An 18,475-nucleotide genomic window follows, 5' to 3' on the forward strand; every position below is an offset into this window, starting at 1 on the left:
ACTCCCTCATCACAAGCGAAAATCTGCTCGACGACTGACCGCCCTGACGGTAACATTTATTATTAAACAAGCTCTAAATCTCCATTATTCAATCAACCTAATTACACAACTTCTCTACCTCACACATTCTCTGACGTTTAACAAATCACTCAACATCTGATTATGAAAAAGATTCTATCCATCGCAGCCGCTGCCCTTATGGTATTGTCGGGCTGCAACGGCGATAAGCTGAAACAGGCTGAATCGCTCAATGGTGAACTCAATGATTCGCTGCACGTTGCTTTGGCCAACCAGGACAGCCTGCTTGTCCTTCTCAATGATATCACCGACGGCATGAATCAGATTAAGGATATGGAGAAAATACTCTCCAACACCTCTGATCTCAATGCTGAATCGGCATCGCGCAAGGCTCAGTTGCGCAATGATATGTCGGCCATACAGCAGGCCCTTAAGGAGCGTCGCGAGCGCCTGGCTCAGCTTGAGGAGAAACTCAAGAAAAGTCAGAGCTACAGTGGCACACTCCAGCGTACCGTCGAAAATCTGAAAGCCGAGATTGCCAATCAGGAGGCAACCATATCGACTCTGCGCAATGACCTTGCCGCTGCTAAGATTCAGGTTGCGGATCTTACCACACGTGTCGACTCACTTAATACCACGGTAGCCGCAGTGACTGAAGAGCGCACTCTCGCCCAGGAGCAGGCTATTGCCGCTGAAAACGAGCTCAACACATGTTTCTATGCCATTGGCACTAAAAAGGAACTTAAGGAAGCCAAGATTATCGAGACTGGTTTCCTCCGCAAGACCAAGCTCATGCAAGCCGATTTCCAGCAGAGCTATTTCACTACAGCCGACAAGCGCACTCTCACTACAATCAACACTCATGCCAAAAAGGCTAAGGTGCTTACCAACATGCCTCAGGACAGCTATGTCATCGAGGATGTCGACGGCATAAAGATTATACGTGTTACGAATGCGCGCGAGTTCTGGAGCCGAAGCAACTATCTCGTAATCCAGGTCGATTGATTCTGTCACAGTGAGTTTAACTTCTTAAGCGCATGTGTAGAAACCAAGACTGAACATGCTATAAGATAACGTAATTACGATAAAGCAATGCCGTATTGCCCTGTAAGAAAGGCGATACGGCATTTTTTTTGTATTTTTGCGGAGGTGTGTGCAACTTTTTCCAGGCGCAGTGCATCAAAAGATAAAATAACAAAACCGATATATAAATATGATAGTATACAATAGGATAGCCGTTATAGCGATACTTCTCATGTCGCTGCTGTCAACATCATGCAATACCGGTTACAACTGTAATCGCGCGGATGAAATCAGAGAGAGTATCACAGATGTAATGAGCGGATTGCGCGACGGTTTCTACGACAGTACAGTTGTGGTTACAATCAACGATACCCTGGCGTCGGCTGCCGACGCCGAGATGGTGGCAAGCACCATCTCGATGACCACTGCCGACTCCGGCCACAACAGAGGCGGAGGTGTCACCACAATAAATATCATATTGCCTGATTCCGGTTATGGCTCGGATATAGACAATACTATACCTTCCTTCGTTCCACCTTTAGTCATTTTAGGGACTGTCCTGGTGTTTGGCATGCCGGTGCTCGCTGTCTTTCTTATATGTTACTTCATATATCGCACCAAGCGTGCGCGCTATCAGTCGTTATCTCAGATTTTAGTGTCGGGAAGGGATATACCTGAAGGTATGTTTCCTCAGTCAGACTCGCGGGCCAAATGGAACAGCGGTATCAAATATGTGGCGTGGGGCACGGCTCTGATGCTTTTCTTTCTGGTGAGATCTCAGATAGAATGGGCGGTGCTGATGCTTGTGCCGATTGCCATAGGTGCCGGCAAACTTATTGCCTATCATAACGAGAAGAAAGAGAAATCCTCATCCATTGATGACGGCAACTGTAGCACTGTTGCGCGAGACAAGGATGACAACAACACTACTAACTTCCCTCCGATACCGCCACGACGCTAATGCTTACCAAGTGGGAAGAACTGCGGCTTGTGGCCAGATGCGTAGCCGGCGATGACCGGCGCGCATTTGAGCGGCTTGTCGAGGAATATCAACAACCGTTGCGGCGCTTTTTGCTCAATCTTACGATGGGCAATGCTTCGCTTACCGATGATCTGGCACAGGATACGTTTCTGAAAGCGTATCTTGGCCTCAGGTCATGGCAGGGGATAGCGCGCTTCAAGACATGGCTGTTCCGTATAGCCATGAATGAATACTACGGTTATCTCAGGCGCAACCGCGAGATACTCCCCGACGATCCTCCCGATATAAATCCTGCCGACGAGCGTGTTGACACTGCCGGAGCTACCGAAGCGCGCCTGGATGTCGAGCGTTGTCTGAGTGTGCTTTCTGCCAATGAACGTGCAGCAGTGCTCTTGTTTTATCTTGAGGATAAGCCGCTGAAGGATATTAGCCGTATATTGGAAATGCCTGAGGGCACTGTGAAGAGCCATCTGTCGCGCGCCAAGGTAAAGATGGCTCAGGTAAGATAAATTTAAAGTAAGGATGTTATGAAACAACAGAACGATATTTTCAGCAATGATGATGCTCTGCGTAGCGCATTTCACAAGGGCTTGCCTGATGCTCCGGTGACAGCCTGGTTTACACGTAAGGTGATGAACCGGCTTCCACCGCGCCGGCGCCGGCTGCTCAATGGCATGGAGTGGAGCGCCTATGGTGTAGCCATACTGGTGCTTGCCGTATATTGGATAAGCTGGATTTCACGCATAATGAACAAGGGGACTGTGACAGTGGGAGATATCGGCGACATGGCTGTGCTCCTCGCATTCACACTGCTGCCGGTTGTGGCCATCATGGCTCCCAAAGTCGTTGCATGGATAAGGGAATAGAAGGAGAATCAAACCAATATGTGGTACTGTTAGTAGACACGACAGCGGGCGACACAATTGTGTCGCCCGCTGTCTGTTAGTTTGCAGTATGTGAGGTGGATTACATATTCATGCCGCCATCTACCTGAATTACCTGGCCGGTAACGTATGATGACATGTCTGATGCGAGGAATACGGCAACATTGGCGATATCCTCTACCTGGCCGCCGCGGCGCAGAGGGATTTTCTTAACCCATTCGGCACGTACGTCGTCGGGAAGAGCGGCAGTCATGGCAGTCTCGATAAATCCGGGAGCGATGGCGTTGGCACGGATGCCGCGTGAGCCTACCTCCTGGGCGATAGACTTGGCGAGGGCGATAAGGCCGGCCTTTGATGCTGCGTAGTTGGACTGTCCGGCGTTGCCGTGTACACCTACTACCGATGCCATGTTGATGATGGAGCCGCTACGCTGGCGGAGCATGATGGGGAGTGCTGCGTTGATGAAGTTGAACGCGCTCTTGAGGTTGACGGCGATAACGGCGTCCCACTGAGCCTCGGTCATTCGCATCATCAGGCCATCTTTTGTGATGCCTGCGTTGTTTACGAGAATATCAATTGATCCGAAATCCTTGTGCACTTCGGCTACTACTTCTTTAGTCTGGTTGAAGTCGGCGGCATTGGAAGCATATCCCTTTACCTTTACTCCGAGAGCTTCAATTTCCTTTTCTGTGGCTTTGCCGTTTTCGTCGATTACGAGGTCGGTAAATGCGATGTTTGCGCCTTCAGCGGCGAAACGCAGTGCGAGAGCTTTGCCGATACCGCGGGCGGCACCGGTTATAAGTGCGGTCTTACCTTCTAACTGTTTCATGTTTATTAGGAATATATAATTAGTTTTGTGGTTGTTGCAATTATTATGATATGGTCATCAGGCCCCTTGGTATGGGTCTTTCGGAGGAGAGGCATGCAAAATTAGTAATTAATTATATCTCGACCAAGAAAGCTCCGCATGAATAGCCTCCGCCAAACACAGTAAGGCCTATGCGCTGTCCTTTACGGAATGTATCGCGGTTCTGGGCAAAGACGAGAGCACACGATGCCGACCCTGTATTGCCGAGTTCCTCGATATTGTTGAGGAAGTGGTCGTCGGTAAGCTCGAGCTGATGTGCCACCTGTGCCACGATTCTTTTGTTGGCCTGGTGTGTTATTATATAATCGAGCTGTCCGGGGGTGATGCCTATCGGTTTGGTCACTTCATCAAGCGCACGTATCATCTGCTGACAAGCGTTCACAAATACGTCGCGGCCATCGGGCATTGCTATGCCGCCTTCTTTGGGGCGCAGAATCACACCGTCGGGACCTTTGCCTATATTTCCGAGACCGCATGTAAATATGTCGGAAATCTTAAGGTCGGTTTCGGCCACTTTATCGGCTGAGAGGAAATAGGCTACCGCCGCGTCGCCCCACAGGTGTCCGGCCTTGGGGTCGGATTCATTGGAGTAATATGTATTGTGCTCTGAACATATGAGCAGGGCTTTGCGGGCTTTGCCTGACTTGAAGTAGGCATCGACGATTTCAAGGCCGTTGACAAACGACGAGCAAGCGGCGCTGCAATATACAGCCTTGGCTCCGTCGATGTCGTATTTCTGTTGTGCGATATGAGCGAGAGTGGCTACAGTATCGTAGGGCGAATATGAGGCGCTTACGATAAGGTCCACATCTTTTATAGGATAGGGAAGCGATTTAAGAGCATCCTCTATCGCATTAAGACCCATTGAGTTGTGTCCTTCGTCTTCTCCGGCTTTGGAGCGGGTGAGGATGCCTGTACGTTTTTCAATCCATTCGCTTGTGAGACCGTTGACATTGAGGAAATATTCATTGTCGACACGTGCTTCCGGCACGTAATATCCTGTAGCGTTGATATACATACTGAAATTTTTATCTTTGTTTCTTAATGTTTGTTATCGGTTGGTTGCTGTGGCGGATTATCGTCGGCCGCCTGTATGTCGTCGCGTGTCAGGGCTGCAAGAATGAAATTCTTGGCTCTTACACGTACTTCATCGCGTTCAATCCCGTAAAATGCAAAATTATTGCGCATTATAGACAACTCTATCCCCTGAAACATCATTATCATTGCCATGAAAGCATCGTTGATTCGTTCTCTTGAAAAGAGTCCCATGTTTACACCGTCGTCCATAATCTGCCTGAGCATTTCAATCTCTTTTTCTACAGCGAGATTGCGTATGCGCTCCATACGTCGCACATCACGTACCATCAGCGTGCGCAATACAGGGCTTTCGCGTTCGTGTCGTATAGTCTCTTCGACTATGTCGATACGTACGTCAATGAATCGTATCAGCTTTTCAAGAGGGTTCATATTGATTGCGAAGATTTCACGCAACCGTCCTACCACCTGTTCGCTCTCTTTTTCGATTACGGCATTGTAGATCTCGCGTTTGTTTTTGAAGTAGGTATAGATTGTGCGCCGTCCTTTTTCAGAGGCGGTGGCAATGTCGCTCATTGTCGTATTCTCTATTCCTTTGTGGGCAAAGAGCTGGCGGGCTACTTCAATTAATTTTTCGCGGGTCTTGCTGGCCATTTATATTGCATAAATTTGCTTTTAATGTGCGAAATTAATCATTTTCTTCGGAATAAGAGCAAAAGTAAAGGAGTTTTTGAGGTATATTCCGAGTAATTTGAACTAATTTTGAAACTCTAAACATGCTTTTACAATTATGAGGAATATAGTTCTACTATTTATAATATATGTGTGTGCCGTGTTGCAGGCTTACGGTGCGTTGCCTTTGGATTTTCCCTCTGCCGGTGGAGCATCTGTCGGGATACGCATTGTTCGTATCTCTGACGGAAAAGCGATTGCTGACTATGACAGCGAGCGGCTCCTCGTGCCTGCGTCGGTACAGAAGTGTCTTACAGCAGCTACGGCCCAGCTGTCGCTCCCTTCGGATTTTCGTTTTGTAACGAGGCTTGCTGCATATGGCGCATTGTCGCCGGATGGTGTACTCAACGGTTCGCTTGCTGTTGTCGGAGGGTATGATCCTACGCTTGGTTCGCGATTCTTCGACAAGCATGAGGCGTTTGATATATGGGCATCAAGGCAGCTGGGAAAATATGGTGTGAAATGTGTGAAAGGAGATGTGTTTGCCATGCCTTCCGACATTCCTTCCGACGCTCTTTCCCCTTATTGGCTTCTTGAAGACCTTGAATGGGAGTATGGGGCCGGATGCTATCCTATAAATTATCGCGACAATTCGTTTGACAGCAAGGAGGGGCGTATGGCTGATTCTGATCCGGCGGCAGTGTTGTGTGATGTAGTGGTGGAGCGTCTGGCAAAGGATGGGATTGCTATGGAGATGGATACCGATATGGATTACAGCGAGACTTTGTCGGCGGGTGAGCTGTCACCGGGAAAAGTGTGGAGCTATTTTTCGCCTGACAGGGATGATATATTAAAGGTGATGATGCATCGCAGCGACAATCTCTATGCCGAGGCGATGCTTCGCGCCCTGCTGTTGCCTGCATGTGACGGCCATGATATGGAAGTAGCGATTGTGGGCACCGATTCCGCGGTTGTAGTTCAGCGCGATGTTTGGAAGGACCGTGGTATTGATCTTTCCCGCGGGCGTATTGTAGATGGTTCCGGACTCGCTCCGGTCAATCGCATGTCGGCCCGCATGCTTTCCGATGTGCTTCAGTCGATGGCCCGCAAACGTAGTTATTCAAGACTTTTCCCTATTGCAGGGCGAGATGGTACTGTAAGAAATTTCTTAAGACGTACACCATTGGAAGGACGCATGGCCTTGAAGTCGGGAAGTATGACCGGTGTGATGTGTTATGCCGGATATATGCTTGATGTAGACGGGACGCCTACTCACACGGTTGTAGTAATGGTGAATAACTTTACCTGTACCTCTGCAAAGGTAAGAAGTGCGATTTCCTCTTATCTCAACAAGATGTTTCCTCACCGTTAATCCGGATGCCACTACATCGTGGTAATGCGGAGAGATGATGTGCTGTCGATGCGATATCTGTCCACTCATGTTATTGGATATTTTATTTCGGGCATCAGCTTGGTTGGATATAATCCTCTGGTTTAGAGGGTGATAAAGTTTGTATTAAAATATTTTTCAAAAAAAATTACTAAATTTATTTGTTATTGTTTAAAAATTGTATTACTTTCGCAACGAAAGCCATTGGTGATTATGTCATAAAAACATTAATGACATTTATTAGTAAGGTTTTCAGCATATAATTTCTCTTTTTGACCTCACAGATGATACCAAAAGGGTATTCTTCTGAAGAAAACTAAGTATACAACCCTATTGACCCACGATAACCAAGCAATTCAGTATATCTCTTCGATAAGTTTTTTGTTTCATACCGTAAGTAGACGATGTGCTGAATAATAAAATCTGATTGTTATGAAAAATTTTGAGAAATACATTACTCCGATGTCGCATGACGAGCTCATGCAAGCCTGCCGTCGCATAAAGCATGTCGCTCTTGACATGGACGGCACGATATATCTCGGCTCAAAACTGTTTCCGTTTACAAAAGATTTTTTGCAGATGCTTGACGAGAATGGGATAGGATATTCATTTCTTACCAACAATCCCACCCGTAGTATCAAGGATTATCTTAAGAAGCTGGAAAAACTTGGTATTGAGGCTTCAGAGGAGAATATGTATACTACAGCGGTGGCCACTATTGAGTATCTCAAGGCAAATATGCCTGATGTAAAGCGCGTTTTTGCGCTTGGCACACCCAGCATGCTTGCTGAGTTTGAAGCTGCCGGATTTGTGTTGACGGATGCTGACTCTGCTGACCGTCCGGATGCTCTCGTTGTGGCGTTTGACACTACACTCCAATATGACCGTCTCTGTCATGCCGCATGGCTTGCTTCGGAAGGCATACCTTATATAGCCACTAATCCTGATCGTGTTTGTCCTACCGATTTGCCGACTATACTTGTCGACTGTGGATCGATATGTCGCTGCATAGAGCATGCTACAGGTCGCGAACCGGATATAGTAATCGGTAAGCCCAATCCGGATATGCTTGCCGGTATACGCCACCGGTATGGATTGCAGGCCGACGAGATTGCCATGTGTGGCGATCGTATCTATACCGATGTGGCCATGGCCAGAAATGCCGGTGCGTTAGGTGTGCTTGTCCTTTCCGGAGAAACCACACTTGACACTGCTATCAATTCCAATCCTCAACCTCCTATTACAGCACTTAATGTGATGGAGTTCGGGCGCATTCTCGTAGATGCCAGAACTTGATTGCCATATAGTTGCTGCTGTTTCCTCACTCCATGACTCCCTGACATAAGTTCAAGTACATTCTTATTCTTATTTGATTCAGTTGTGCCATATCCTTGTTCTGTTGCAAGGATGGTATTTGTTATTACTTTACTGTAATTTTCTGATAATAAATCATTTATTCTATATTAATCCAATAACGTTACACCTTAAAACCAATTTGAGTTATGAAAAAAATCTTTGCGATTATGGCATGTTGCGCCGCTGCGACTACCATGTATGCCTCAGATGTAACAGAATCGTCTTATGATGTACTCAATGCACCCATGGAGACTCCCTCTTCGGCATCAGTGCCGGCATCTTCTGCCGCAGGCGCCACTGAGGACTGGAAATCTCAGCTTGCAAAAATGGTAAAAGTATCTGGCTATCTACAAGCTGGTTACAACTACAATAGCCTTGGCTCTGGCACTTCGTCATTCCAGGCCAAGCGCCTGCGTCTTATCCTTGACGGACAAGTGTGCAAAAACGGTTCGGTACGTGTGCAGATCGAGGCATTCAATGGTATTGCCGGTTCGACCAACGGCAACGGCCAGAAGAATATCCAGGTAATGGATGCGTTCTTCACATATAAGTTTAATCCGGCATTTCAGGTACGTGTAGGTCAGTTCTATACTCCGGTAGGCTATGAGAACTACGATATTTCTCCTGCAACTCTCGAGACTGTCGACTTCTCCAATATCTGTTATCGTATGGCATGCCGCAATGCAATCGGTTATGATTTCGTTGATTACGGACGAGATTTAGGCATCATGTTGATGGGTGACCTTCTGCCCAGCGCCGAGGGATTCAATTACCTGTCATATAATTTCGCTGTAACAAACGGCCAGCTGCCTTGTAAGGATGACAACAACAAGTCTAAAGACATTATCGCAGCTCTCACAGTGCGCCCGCTCAAATATTTCAATGTAAAGGCTGCATATAATTATGGTGAGTACCAGACTAATAAGGATCTTGAAAATGGCAAGTATTGCCCGATGCACCGTTTTGTAGGCGGCTTCTGGTATAACAATCCGACCGGTCTTGACGTTCGCGCCGAATATGGCTATCTCAGAGGCAAGAAAGAAGGCATTTCTCTTGCTCACGAGACTGGTTTCTACGCTCTTGCCGGCTATCATTTCGGTAAGTTCCTTCCCGTAGTGCGCTATGATATGTATCATGACAGCCTTAACAAGCTCTCTCTCAATAATTATGACCGAGTGCTTTTGGGTTGCACATGGGAACCGTTTGGAAATCTGAAGGTTCAGCTCAACTATATGCTCTCTATGTATGGCAAGGATGTTCGCGAGGCTTCAAACAATGGAAAGAGCACATCAAGCCAGCTTCAGCTGATGGGTCTGTTCAAGTTCTGATATGATTTCCTATCTAATTAACTCTGACTGTAAATCTAAATAATCTACGAAAACTAAAATTTTATGAAAAAGATTTTATTGATGATGTCAATGCTCATCGCAGGCATCTCCGTAAGCGCACAGCATGTAGGCAGCGAATACCGTCTGAAAAAAGTAATCCCTGTAGCCGGACGTCAAGGTATCGCTATCGACAGTACTTATTACTATGTATCTGACACAAAGGTTCTCTACAAGTACGATAAGGATGGTAATCTTGTAGCAAAGAACGACCAGCCCTTCCAGCATCCTGAAATCGCCAACCACTTCGGTGACATTGATATCCACAATGGAGAAATCTATTGCGGTATCGAGAAATTCGAGTATGGCCGCGGCTATAATATCGCTGTTTCTATCTATGACGCAGAAACTCTTAAGTGGAAGCGCGACCTGCCTTGGACACCTGAGTCAGGCCAGGTAGAGGTATCCGGTCTTGCAGTGGACCGTGATAAAAACATGGTGTGGATGTCTGACTGGGTCGACAGCCGTTATGTATACTGCTACGATCTTGCTACCGGCAAGTATTACACCAAGATGCAGTGTATGCCGACTCCTTACTGGTGTCAGGGTATTTTCATCGCCGACGGAAAGATGCTTTTCACTTCGGACGACGGTGAGTCGCTGTATCAGATTCCCGACAATATCTATATCGCCGACATTACCGAGGTGCCCTTTACCGGTCTCGTTGATGGCGAGGAGGTTGTGAAAGATACTCCTTTCAGTGTACAGCTCGACAAGAAAGGCAAACCTGTAATGCGTAAAGGCAAGATTGCCGGCGGTGCAAAGAAAGGCCGCGTGGAACTTTTCCGCGAAATGAGCGACTTCAAGCGTGCCGGTGAGATTGAAGGACTTTCCATTGATCCTGTAAACGACGACCTGGTAGTGCTCAACAACCGTGGCACTCAGATTGTGCTTGGCATGAGCCAGGGTCCGTACGAAAACGAAGGTTATACAGGCGAAATTCACGAACTCTATATCTACGAAAAGGTAAAATAAGGACTGTTAAGAATTTAGGTAAGCAATATTGGTAAAATGATATAGAATTCCTGACCGCTTCTTATAATCAATGACAGACCCCGTCGGATACCGACGGGGTCTTGTCATATAAGATGATGCGAAAATATTGATATAAATCAGTATTCGGGTTCTTCTTCGTAGAGAGTGTGGTCGGGAATGCCGGCAATGCGGAATGCCTCACGCCGCTCCACACATGTGCCGCATCGTCCGCAATGGCGCTCGCGTCCCTTGTAGCAGGAGTATGTCAGCGAGAAATCCACCCCGAGTTCTGCTCCGCGTGCGGCTATGAATGTTTTGTCCTTGCCTGTGTATGGGGCGAGGATGGAAATACCGTCGTAGGTGCCTGCCTGCATGGCTTCCGACATTGCGTTTATGAATGCGGCGCGGCAGTCGGGATATATTGCATGGTCGCCCGAATGATTGGCTATAAGCACCTTCTTGAGTCCGCGGCTCTCGGCCATACCACAAGCGACGGCAAGCATTATGCCGTTGCGGAACGGTACTACCGTAGAGCGCATGTTGTCGTCGGCATAATGTCCGTCGGGGATTGCATCGGCACCGTCAAGCAGTGAGGAGTGGAAATACTGGTGCATGAAGTCAAGAGGTATTACTATATGCTCGATGCCAAGACGCGAGCAGTGGATGCGTGCGCATTCTATTTCGCGTGCGTTGTGGTTGCTACCGTAGTCAAATGTGATGGCAATGGCTATTTCATCCTTGTAGTCGTAGAGAAGGGTAGTGCTGTCCATGCCCCCCGACAATACTATTATGCATTCTTTTTCCATATTCTGATGATTGTTTTTTCTTTTGTTATGTGTATGCAGGATGTGTCAAACTGTCTGTCTGTATTTTCTTATTGAAACGTGGCATTCTTGATTCTATTGTGAAAAAATATGTATATTTGCGATGTTTATGCCATTGTGGAGATAATTGTCACTCCCTGCAACACAAACTCTTATAAGTTATGTTATTTACCGAATCGGCACTTGGAATTATTGCATCGGCAGTAGCTGTAGTATTGAATAGCATGTTGATGTATAAGGTCGGATTTTCCGGATGGATGATAAGTCAGACGGCTGTATATTGGACCCCCAAGCCGCCTCGTAATGTAAGCGTGGCTATAATAATGTCGGTGTTGTTTGGTGTCATAATATATTTTGTGTTTGGAATGTATCTTTATGACTGGTCATTATGCTGGTGGATTAATGTGGCTCTGACTATTATAGCAGCGGTGGCATTGTGGATATGCGGAGATAGACGCATGGATAGATTGTCGTGCATGACGAAGTGTGATGGTCAAGTTGACAGTCTGAGCCCGGTATTGGCAGATAGGAGGAAGTATATAGTGCAGATAGTAATGATGATGGTTTATATTTCACCGTTGCTTTATATGGGCGTTGAATCATTGTTGAAATGGATTGTTCCGGATGTCACGGTAGTTAGGGTTGACGAGTCGGGGAAATCTGATTTCATAGTCCTACATGATTACCGGGTCGGGAAGGGGTTGCAGGTCAATGGCAGTTATGTCGAAAATGAGACTTCCGATACCATTTACAGGGTGGTGGTGTCATATGCAATTCCGGGTGAGCATTTTTATAATGCATATTCGATTACCGATACTGTAATGCCATGGTCGGTTGATAAGATGAAAGGTAATGTGGCTTACTCTATGCGGCTTATTCCTCCGTTGATGCCTCCATCTAATCATAAAGGCACTAATTATCGTACGAAGAGAGTGTTTCTTGTGGATGCATCGGAGCTCAATCGATTTGTTTCCGGGTATGATATGTCGAGATTCGGGCTTAAGCCTAATAAATATGTGAAGGAAATCGACGAGCGCAATGCTATTCCTGTCAAGGAAGATACCTGGCGTCTGGAGATATGGCGAAAATTTTATAACGGCTCTTATATGAAACACTCAAGAGGCGCATAAGCGCCTCTTGAGTGTTCATGACACATCTGTGGCTTTATCCGGCGACAGAGGTGTCGGTTTATTCGGCAGCGTTGTCAGCTGCTATATTGTGTTTCTCTGCATATGTTTCTTTGATAGTGAATACACAGAATGCGCCTATGATGAGGAGTGCGCCTGCAAATACTATCATGTTAAGCTGGTGGAGACCTCCGAACAGCTTGAAAATAACTCCACCCAATACGGCTGCAACAATCTGGGGGATGGTTATCGTACCGTTGAACAATCCGAGGTACGCGCCCATGTGCTTGCCGCTGATTGAGTTGGTGAGTATGGTAAATGGCATGGCGAGCATTGCAGCCCATGCTGTGCCTACAAGGAAGTAGCTGATAAATAACATCCATTTGTCGGTAAAGGCCAGAGTGGATATGAATCCGATTCCTCCGATTATGAGTGACGCGAAGTAGGCCATGCGGCGGTTGCTGAAGCGGGGAAGCACGGCCGCCCATATTACCGACCCGATAGCCTGTACTGCGAAAAGTATGCCGTTCCAGTTGCCGGCCTCCTGGTAGAGAGCTTTGTTGATTGGGTCGTTGGCGAGTTGCGGGTCGGGATTCCATCCGAAAGCCTGTTCGGCTATGCCACCGGAATTGTAGGTCCACATGTACATGAACGCACACCAGCAGAAGAACTGTACAAGCCCGACGGTCCAGAATACTTTGGGTGCTTTGACGAGGAGCTGTATGAAGTTGGCTTTCTCCTCTTTCTGCTCATCGGTTATTCCGTGATAGGCTGCATATTCGGCCGGTGGCATTTCTTTTACCTTAAAGAATGTGTAGGCCACACAAGCTATAAGTATGGCAGCGCCTCCGTAGAACGAGAAGGTAACTGAGTCGGGCACCTGGTTGCCAGGCGCGTCATTGCTGATACCGATCCATGCGAGCATGAACGGAAATATGAATCCGACTACCGACCCTGCATTGCACAGGAAACTCTGGATAGAGTATGCAAGACCTTTCTGCTTTTCATTGACCATGTCACCGACAAGCATCTTGAAGGGTTGCATGGATATGTTGATCGATACGTCGAGCATCATCAGGGAGAACGCTCCGAATATGAGCGCTCCGGCTACCGCAAAGTGGAAACTTCCGGCATTGGGCAGGAGGCACATTACGATTACGGCCAGTATGGAGCCGAAGAGCAGGTAGGGTAGGCGGCGTCCGAAACGGTTCCATGTGCGGTCGCTCATAGTTCCGATAATCGGTTGTATAATCAGACCTGCAAGCGGAGGGAGAATCCAGAAGTAACTCAGATTATGGGGGTCGGCTCCCAAAGTCTGGAAGATGCGTGAGATGTTGGCACTCTGTAAGGCGTAGGCTATCTGGACTCCGAAAAATCCGAAACTCAGATTCCATAGTTTCCAAAATCCCAGGTCGGGCTTGGCTATAGTTTTCATTTCGATGGTTTTAAATTAACTATATCTTTAGAAGCACTTGTATTGTGGCGAGTCAATCTTCTATACCGAAGGCCGACTCGTCGCAAAAATACATAATTTATTTCTCGCGGGCAAGAATCATGGCCGAGCGTGGTGCCACTGTAAGGCGTCCACCTTTGCTATTGCCTAAGCCTTCGGCATTGATTGAGCCATCTTCAGCTATTACAATCCATTGGGCTTTCGGTATCTTTATGGCGCGGGTCTGGTCGGAGCCGTTGAATATTACCTTTATTTCTTTCCAATGGTCGCCGTTGGCGTTGTTCTTTATCGAATATGATATGAGATTGCTCTGACCTTTTGTGTCGTCAAACACAATGTTGCGGGCGACATCCTCGGCTTCAGTCATACGGAAGGCAGGGTGTGTCTTGCGCAGTTTTATAAGCTCGACGTAGTAATTGAACAAGTCGGCGTTTTCGTGTTTGAGATTCCAGTCTATCGCATTGATTGAGTCGGGCGACTTATATGAGTTGTGCACGCCTTTCTTGTCGCGGAATATCTCTTCGCCGGCAAATATGAATGGAGTGCCCTGGGAGGTAAAGACTATTGTCTGGGCGAGTTTTGCCGCACGCTGTCGGTCGGATACCGACTCTCCGGGCAAAGACTTTGAAAGTTTGTCGGTAAGAGTAAGGTCATCATGGCAGGATACATAGTTGATTACCTGTGTCGGCGACAGAGCATATGGTGCCTTTGAATTGTTGCCTTCAGAGTAATCGACCTGGGGGTGGGCAGTCGCTCCTACGATACCTATTTTTATGGTCTCTTCAAGTCCGGGTTTTCCGGTTGCGAATCCTCGGTCGGTCTCGTCGGTATAGTGTCCTTTGATAGCGTCGCGTATATCGTCGGAGAATACGGCTATCTGTGGCATTGCGCTTACATTGTCTTTAAGCGCACGTTGAGCTACGGGCAGAGGTGAGTCGCCGGCAGTCCAGCCTTCACCATATACAAATATGTAGGGGTTTATTTTCTTGAGCTCGCGGGCCACCTGGTTCATCGTAGTAGTGTCGTGTATCGCCATGAGGTCGAACCGGAATCCGTCGATATGGTATTCCGTAGCCCAGTATTTCACCGAGTTGATAATAAAGTCGCGCATCTGCTGGCGTTCGGATGCTGTTTCGTTGCCACATCCCGAGGCATCGCTGTAGCTTCCGTCGGGGCGGTGGCGGTAGTAGTAGCCCGGTGCTGTGAGTGAGAAGTTAGAGCCGTCGTTTTCTGCGGTATGGTTGTATACCACATCCATAATTACGCCGATGCCGGCATCATGAAGAGCTTTGACCATCTCTTTCATCTCCGACACTCTGGTGGCGGGATTTGCGGGATTAGTGGAATATGAGCCTTCGGGGGCGTTGTAGTTCTGAGGGTCGTATCCCCAATTGTAGGTGTTGGCGGGCAGATTGGCCTCGTCGACACTGTTGTAGTCGTATGATGGCAGTATGTGTACGTGGGTGACTCCAAGTTCTTTCAAGTGGTCTATGCCGGTCTTGTCGCCCTCGGGATTTGTAGTGCCGTGTTCGGTAAGTGCGAGGAATTTGCCTTTCGATGCTATGCCCGATGATGGATGTACGGAGAAATCGCGGTGGTGCATCTCATATATCACTGCATCGTTTATGTTTCTTATAGCCGGACCTTTATCTATGTCCCAACCCTCGGGATTGGTGGCGGCGAAGTCAATGATTGCTCCGCGGTTGCCGTTTATGCCTACAGCCTTTGCCCATACCCCCGGGGTTTCGTCAAGCCATTTGTCGTTGTGGAGTATCTGGAATGTATAGAATTTTCCATACAGTTTCTGTGGAACGTCGGCAGTCCATGTGCCATTCTTGTCACGGTTCATGTTGATGGTCTGTTCGGCTACGGAATTGCGTCCGGTAGGATATATTCTTAGCCGTACTGCCTGTGCCGATGGCGACCATAGCCTGAAGTGTGTTCCTGAGGCATTCAGTGTCATTTCAAGGTCTGAGCCGTTGTACGTCTCGTAGGTTGAATAGATGGCGTCGGGATTGTGCGCAAACGCATCTGTGGCCGAAACCATGGGTAGGGATGCAATGAGTGTGCTCATGCAGACAGGAATGAAATGGATTTTCATGTTGAGCTATAAGACTATTAAATTCAGTTGGTAAGTTGGCTTTACAAATCTCCTTTGAGATTTGTCGTGGTAAAGTTTCTTATCCTTGGTGACTGCCTTGATTAGATGGCGTGGCCCCAGGGGAATCACTCTACTTACTTGTGTGGAAAAAACTATCTTATAAAATCTAAATATATTGCTTGGAGGGGGATGATGACTACAACCGTCATCATGCGAGAGAGGAGAACGGTATTTTATAATTTAGCCCGTCTATTCATGAATAATATACGGGCCGGCTTTGAGAATCTAAACAGACAGCCGACATATTGTGGTTGGCGGCTGTGTCGAATCACTGATTATCTTACAACGACTTTTTTTGACCAACTTGCGCATTTGATGATATAACATCCGCGCGGGAGGTCGATGAATGTACTGCCGGATATGTCGACTGACTTCACCATCTGTCCTGTTATTGAATAGATGTAGAATGTATGTGTTGATTCTCCCTGTACAGTGAGCTCAATGCCGCCGCTTGACGGCTTTACCGACGGAGTACTGTCTATTGCCGAGATGCGCTCGTCGATATTGGATTGCGCATCGGCCACGACCGGCCCGAAAGCCAGCCCTGTGACGAGCATCAATATCATCAATGTTTTTTTCATTCGGCAATCTGTTTTGATAATCTTATGAAATGAGAGATATTTATACCTCCTTTTCGATGCGAAATTAGTAATTTTATTGTGGATATCATAATTCGGATTGGTTAAACTCTGTTAAATAAACTTTTTAACACAATAAATGGTCATATCTTTGAAATATGAAGATTGTCAATCATATTATATTTGCTGTGATGCTGGCCACATGCGGTAGTTTTGCGATATACGCGCAGCCTTCTGATGATAATGGCATCCATGCAGGTTGTAGGCGGGAGTGTCGTATGCCGTCGCGTCAGCACGGGCATGAATCTGCGGGTCTGCATGACTGCTGTCCGCAATATATTATAAGTAACGGACGGGTGTACTTTGATGGCCGTGAGGTGAAAGGTGCGTCAGCTTCCGGATTCAAGACTTTGTCTGACGGTTATGCTCTTGACTCATGGAATGTATATTATTACGGTAATCGGATTGATGGTGCTGCGTCGCAGTCGTTCAAGGTGCTTGGATATGGCTATGGCGCCGATTCATGGAAGGTATATTATTTCGGAGCGGTGGTTGATGATGCCGCTGCAACATCGTTTGAGGTGCTTCCTGACTGGTATGCCAGGGACAGGTGGAACGTATATTTCGATGGCCGTAAGATTGAAGGCGCTTCTCCGATGGATTTTGAGGTGCTGGGGTCAGGTTATGCCAAAGACCGCTGGAATACCTATTATTACGGGCATAAGATAAATGAATAACCTATGCGTGCACGCAAGACAATAATATTCATATCTCTCGGTATTGCCGCTATCATTCTTTTTGTTGTTGATATGGCTACCGGTGCGGTGTCTATACCAATCGGCCAGGTTGTCGCTGCCATTACCGGAGGCGACTGTCCGGAGATGACCGCCCGGATTGTAATAAATATCCGACTTGTAAAGGCTGTTGTGGCGCTTCTTGCCGGCGCCGCTCTCAGTGTGAGCGGCCTGGAGATGCAGACTCTTTTCCGCAATCCGCTTGCCGGTCCTTATGTGCTTGGCATAAGTTCCGGTGCATCTCTCGGTGTAGCTCTGTTTATTCTTGGTGCTCCGCTTGCCGGCTTGTCAGGATATGTTGATTCGATAGGGGTTGCCGGAGCCGCATGGATAGGAGCGTCGGTGGTGCTTGCGGTAATAGCTTTTGTAGGCAGGCGCATTACTGATATAATGGTGATACTGATTCTTGGCATTATGTTTTCGTCGGGAGTCAGCGCCATAGTTCAGGTATTGCAGTATCTGAGCCATGAGGATGCACTTAAGACATTTGTAATCTGGACTATGGGTTCGCTCGGGGAAGTAACTACATCGCAGCTTGTTATTGCTGTTCCGGCTGTCATTGTGGGGCTTTTGCTTGCTGTGGCTGCTGTAAAACCGCTCAATCTGCTTCTTCTTGGTGAGGATTATGCGCGCTCCATGGGGCTTAATCCGTTGCGTAGCCGGGCTCTGCTGTTTATGTCGACAATACTTCTTGCTGGCACCGTTACTGCATTCTGCGGGCCTATCGGATTTATCGGCATGGCACTTCCGCATGTTGCGCGCATGCTCTTCTCCGATGCCGACCACAGGATACTGATTCCGGCCTGTATGCTTGTCGGAGCCGATGTAATGCTGGCCTGTGATATTATATCCAAGTTTTTTACCGTGCCGGTCAATGCCATTACGGCGCTCGTCGGTATTCCGATTGTAGTGTGGGTAGTGGTGAAAAATAAACCTGTGACAGCCTGACA

18 protein-coding genes are annotated in these 18,475 nt (G+C 47.5%); 11 read left to right on the plus strand and 7 right to left on the minus strand.

Features of this window, described 5'->3' with window-relative positions:
- The first annotated feature begins 162 nt into the window (after positions 1-162).
- The 4 genes from K2I50_RS01235 to K2I50_RS01250 all read left to right on the plus strand — a co-directional run bounded on the left by K2I50_RS01235 (position 163) and on the right by K2I50_RS01250 (position 2,889).
- Positions 163-1,023 carry a Cbp1 family collagen-binding glycoprotein adhesin gene (locus K2I50_RS01235; protein ID WP_301024435.1) on the plus strand — a complete coding sequence of 287 codons (861 nt, stop codon included), beginning with the start codon at positions 163-165 and terminating at the stop codon, positions 1,021-1,023.
- A gap of 208 nt (positions 1,024-1,231) precedes the next feature.
- Positions 1,232-2,002, plus strand: coding sequence for a DUF6249 domain-containing protein (locus tag K2I50_RS01240; protein ID WP_301024436.1), 771 nt, complete (start codon positions 1,232-1,234; stop codon positions 2,000-2,002).
- Positions 2,002-2,532 carry an RNA polymerase sigma factor gene (locus tag K2I50_RS01245; RefSeq protein WP_301024437.1) on the plus strand — a complete coding sequence of 177 codons (531 nt, stop codon included), beginning with the start codon at positions 2,002-2,004 and terminating at the stop codon, positions 2,530-2,532. The genes K2I50_RS01240 and K2I50_RS01245 overlap by 1 nt, the downstream gene beginning before the upstream one ends.
- 18 nt (positions 2,533-2,550) lie before the next feature.
- Positions 2,551-2,889: a DUF5056 domain-containing protein gene (locus K2I50_RS01250; RefSeq protein WP_301024438.1), complete on the plus strand. Its 339-nt coding sequence runs from the start codon at positions 2,551-2,553 to the stop codon at positions 2,887-2,889.
- 100 nt (positions 2,890-2,989) lie between these two features.
- Here the strand turns inward: K2I50_RS01250 and fabG are convergent, their stop codons facing one another.
- The 3 genes from fabG to K2I50_RS01265 all read right to left on the minus strand — a co-directional run bounded on the left by fabG (position 2,990) and on the right by K2I50_RS01265 (position 5,464).
- Positions 2,990-3,736 (minus strand): 3-oxoacyl-[acyl-carrier-protein] reductase, encoded by a 747-nt coding sequence (fabG, locus tag K2I50_RS01255; protein ID WP_135993600.1) that lies wholly within the window; start codon positions 3,734-3,736, stop codon positions 2,990-2,992.
- Positions 3,737-3,848: 112 nt separating this feature from the next.
- Positions 3,849-4,793 carry a 3-oxoacyl-ACP synthase III family protein gene (locus tag K2I50_RS01260; protein ID WP_301024439.1) on the minus strand — a complete coding sequence of 315 codons (945 nt, stop codon included), beginning with the start codon at positions 4,791-4,793 and terminating at the stop codon, positions 3,849-3,851.
- Positions 4,794-4,816: 23 nt separating this feature from the next.
- Positions 4,817-5,464, minus strand: a complete 648-nt coding sequence (locus K2I50_RS01265) for a TetR/AcrR family transcriptional regulator (protein WP_301024440.1) — start codon at positions 5,462-5,464, stop codon at positions 4,817-4,819.
- A 136-nt stretch (positions 5,465-5,600) separates the two neighbouring features.
- On the opposite strand from K2I50_RS01265, the gene K2I50_RS01270 reads away from it, so the two are divergent.
- The 4 genes from K2I50_RS01270 (at position 5,601) to K2I50_RS01285 (ending at position 10,588) form a co-directional block, all read left to right on the plus strand.
- Positions 5,601-6,854 carry a D-alanyl-D-alanine carboxypeptidase/D-alanyl-D-alanine-endopeptidase gene (locus tag K2I50_RS01270; RefSeq protein WP_301024441.1) on the plus strand — a complete coding sequence of 418 codons (1,254 nt, stop codon included), beginning with the start codon at positions 5,601-5,603 and terminating at the stop codon, positions 6,852-6,854.
- A gap of 450 nt (positions 6,855-7,304) precedes the next feature.
- On the plus strand, positions 7,305-8,168 hold the full coding sequence (locus K2I50_RS01275) for an HAD-IIA family hydrolase (protein ID WP_301024442.1): 864 nt from the start codon (positions 7,305-7,307) through the stop codon (positions 8,166-8,168).
- A gap of 206 nt (positions 8,169-8,374) precedes the next feature.
- Positions 8,375-9,556, plus strand: coding sequence for a porin (locus K2I50_RS01280; RefSeq protein WP_301024443.1), 1,182 nt, complete (start codon positions 8,375-8,377; stop codon positions 9,554-9,556).
- Positions 9,557-9,619: 63 nt separating this feature from the next.
- On the plus strand, positions 9,620-10,588 hold the full coding sequence (locus K2I50_RS01285) for a YncE family protein (RefSeq protein WP_301024444.1): 969 nt from the start codon (positions 9,620-9,622) through the stop codon (positions 10,586-10,588).
- Between the two features lie 137 nt (positions 10,589-10,725).
- Here the strand turns inward: K2I50_RS01285 and queC are convergent, their stop codons facing one another.
- Positions 10,726-11,394, minus strand: coding sequence for a 7-cyano-7-deazaguanine synthase QueC (gene queC, locus K2I50_RS01290; protein ID WP_301024445.1), 669 nt, complete (start codon positions 11,392-11,394; stop codon positions 10,726-10,728).
- Positions 11,395-11,573: 179 nt separating this feature from the next.
- On the opposite strand from queC, the gene K2I50_RS01295 reads away from it, so the two are divergent.
- Positions 11,574-12,542, plus strand: coding sequence for a hypothetical protein (locus K2I50_RS01295; protein ID WP_301024446.1), 969 nt, complete (start codon positions 11,574-11,576; stop codon positions 12,540-12,542).
- A 58-nt stretch (positions 12,543-12,600) separates the two neighbouring features.
- Here the strand turns inward: K2I50_RS01295 and K2I50_RS01300 are convergent, their stop codons facing one another.
- From K2I50_RS01300 to K2I50_RS01310, 3 genes are all read right to left on the minus strand, one after another.
- On the minus strand, positions 12,601-13,974 hold the full coding sequence (locus tag K2I50_RS01300; RefSeq protein WP_301024447.1) for an MFS transporter: 1,374 nt from the start codon (positions 13,972-13,974) through the stop codon (positions 12,601-12,603).
- A gap of 97 nt (positions 13,975-14,071) precedes the next feature.
- Positions 14,072-16,039, minus strand: a complete 1,968-nt coding sequence (gene pulA / locus K2I50_RS01305) for a type I pullulanase (RefSeq protein WP_526022935.1) — start codon at positions 16,037-16,039, stop codon at positions 14,072-14,074.
- Between the two features lie 389 nt (positions 16,040-16,428).
- Positions 16,429-16,734, minus strand: a complete 306-nt coding sequence (locus K2I50_RS01310) for a T9SS type A sorting domain-containing protein (RefSeq protein ID WP_301024449.1) — start codon at positions 16,732-16,734, stop codon at positions 16,429-16,431.
- A 155-nt stretch (positions 16,735-16,889) separates the two neighbouring features.
- On the opposite strand from K2I50_RS01310, the gene K2I50_RS01315 reads away from it, so the two are divergent.
- Together K2I50_RS01315 and K2I50_RS01320 are read left to right on the plus strand one after the other, a co-directional pair.
- The gene (locus K2I50_RS01315) at positions 16,890-17,468 is read left to right on the plus strand and encodes a DKNYY domain-containing protein (RefSeq protein ID WP_301024450.1); all 579 of its coding nucleotides are present in this window, start codon (positions 16,890-16,892) and stop codon (positions 17,466-17,468) included.
- 3 nt (positions 17,469-17,471) lie between these two features.
- Positions 17,472-18,473: a FecCD family ABC transporter permease gene (locus K2I50_RS01320; protein WP_301024451.1), complete on the plus strand. Its 1,002-nt coding sequence runs from the start codon at positions 17,472-17,474 to the stop codon at positions 18,471-18,473.
- The last annotated feature ends 2 nt before the right edge of the window (positions 18,474-18,475 follow it).

The sequence above is a fragment of the Muribaculum sp. genome (assembly GCF_029051885.1).
Lineage (GTDB): Bacteria > Bacteroidota > Bacteroidia > Bacteroidales > Muribaculaceae > Muribaculum.